Below are 599 nucleotides of genomic sequence, written 5' to 3'. Positions count from 1 at the left end.
CATGAATGCGGACTCCTTGCAACAGAATCTAATTACGTGGTGGTTGTGCCCTTCCCAAAGGACATGTAATATATTACATATGAATAAAGAAAATGGTAATAGAATTTCAGAAGGTGAGCAGCGGTTACAGCAATGGCTTGGCAGCATTCACGCCCGAAGCGGCGACCTCGCTGCAAGTGAGGCTAAAGTTGTCGATCTCCTGCTTGTCGATCCTTTATTTGTCGGTACAAGCACGGCAGCACAGGTTGCCACCCGTGCTGGTGTATCACCGCCGACAGTAATACGCGCTGCACGAGCGATCGGGTTCACCGGGTTCACTGAACTTAAGATAGAGATTGCCCGGGCTCGTGGCACTGCCCAATTCTTTGCCCCGCCTGAAGTTCTTACAGCGGATGCGACGCTGGCATCAGTGCTGGAAACATCAATTCGTGCTGGTGTAGACGCACTGACTGCGCTCAGCGGTGCTATCGAAATCTCCGCACTTGATGAGGCGGTCGATTTAATCCAGAGCGCACGCCAGGTATTTGCATTTGGTGCTGGTCCCTCTGCGACGGTTGCCGCTGATGCGGTCTTTCGTTTGCGGACGGCGGGTGTGATAA

Annotated in this window: 1 protein-coding gene; it reads left to right on the top strand. The window is 52.8% G+C overall.

Annotated features, from left to right (window positions below; genetic code table 11):
- Positions 1 to 79: 79 nt before the first annotated feature.
- The coding region (locus J5224_RS34025; protein WP_264629267.1) for a MurR/RpiR family transcriptional regulator at positions 80 to 599 on the top strand (520 nt) is incomplete at its 3' end.

Source organism: Candidatus Symbiopectobacterium sp. NZEC135, from assembly GCF_025962695.1.
The sequence above is the reverse complement of the archived record's forward strand: the minus strand, read 5'-3'. Positions and strand labels throughout refer to the sequence as shown.